Below are 1,102 nucleotides of genomic sequence, written 5' to 3'. Positions count from 1 at the left end.
CCCGGCGCAGTCCGGTGACCACGCCGAGGGCGATGCCGATGACGATCTCGAAGAGGATCGCGATGATCGTGAGCCGGATGGTCACGGGGAACGCGGTCGCCATCAGCTCGGTGACCTTCTGGCCGTTGAACGCCGTACCGAAATCCCCGGTGAAGACGTTCCCCATGTAGGTCAGGTACTGCTGCCAGACGGGCTTGTCGAGGCCGAACTCCTTCTCCAGCTGGGCGGCCGTCGCCGGGTCGCACTGCCGCTCGCCGCAGAGGCCCGCGATGGGGTCGCCCATCACGTTCACCATGAGGAAGATCAGCAGCGTGGCCCCGATGAACACCGGGATCATCTGGAGCAGGCGCCGGACGACGTAGCGTCCCACGGCGGATCAGCTCACCTTGATCTGGTCGTACACGGGGACGCTGAAGGGGTTGAGCTTCACGTCGGACAGCCGCTCGGACCAGCCCGCGCTGCCGTTCTGGTACCACAGCGGGATGGCGGCCATGTTGTCGCGGACGACCTTCTCGGCCTGCTGGAACAGGCCGACGGCCTTGGCGGTGTCGGTCTCCTGGTTGGCCTGGTCGACGAACTCGTCGAAGTCGTTGTTGGACCACTTGCCGTCGTTGGAGGAGGCGTTGGTGTAGTAGAGCGGCTGGAGGAAGTTCTGGATGAGCGGGTAGTCCATCTGCCAGCCGGCGCGGAACGGGCCGCTCATCTTCTGCTGGGTGATCTGGCTGCGGAAGTCGGCGAAGGTGCCGACCGGGTTTCCGGCACAGGCGCGCTCGTTGTCCAGCGCGTTGTTGATGGAGTTGCAGACGGCGTCGACCCAGTCCTTGTGGGAGCCGGTGTCCGCGTTGTAGGTGAGGGTGACCTTGCCGCCGGGCAGGCCGCCGCCCTCCTGAATAAGCTTCTTCGCCTGGTCGGGCCGGTACTCGCAGGCGTCCCCGCACAGTCCGTCCTGGAAGCCGCCGTCCTTGCCGAGGACCGGGGAGGTCCAGTCGGTGGCGGGGGTGCGGGTCTTCACGAAGAGGGTCTCGGTGATCTGGTCCCGGTTGATCGCCATGGACAGGCCCTTGCGGACCTTCTCCGAGCCGGACTTGTTCCAGGCCTTGTC

General features: G+C 66.0%; 2 protein-coding genes. Both read right to left on the bottom strand.

The window, feature by feature from the left end:
• A partial coding sequence (locus tag AOK11_RS38180) for an ABC transporter permease (protein ID WP_167353889.1) occupies window positions 1-370 on the bottom strand: 370 nt, incomplete at its 3' end.
• Window positions 371-376: 6 nt separating this feature from the next.
• Window positions 377-1,102 (bottom strand): peptide ABC transporter substrate-binding protein (locus tag AOK11_RS38175; RefSeq protein WP_240497648.1); only part of this gene is annotated, 726 nt, incomplete at its 5' end.

This window comes from Streptomyces hirsutus, assembly GCF_001418415.1.
GTDB lineage: Bacteria > Actinomycetota > Actinomycetes > Streptomycetales > Streptomycetaceae > Streptomyces > Streptomyces hirsutus.
The sequence above is the reverse complement of the archived record's forward strand: the minus strand, read 5'-3'. Positions and strand labels throughout refer to the sequence as shown.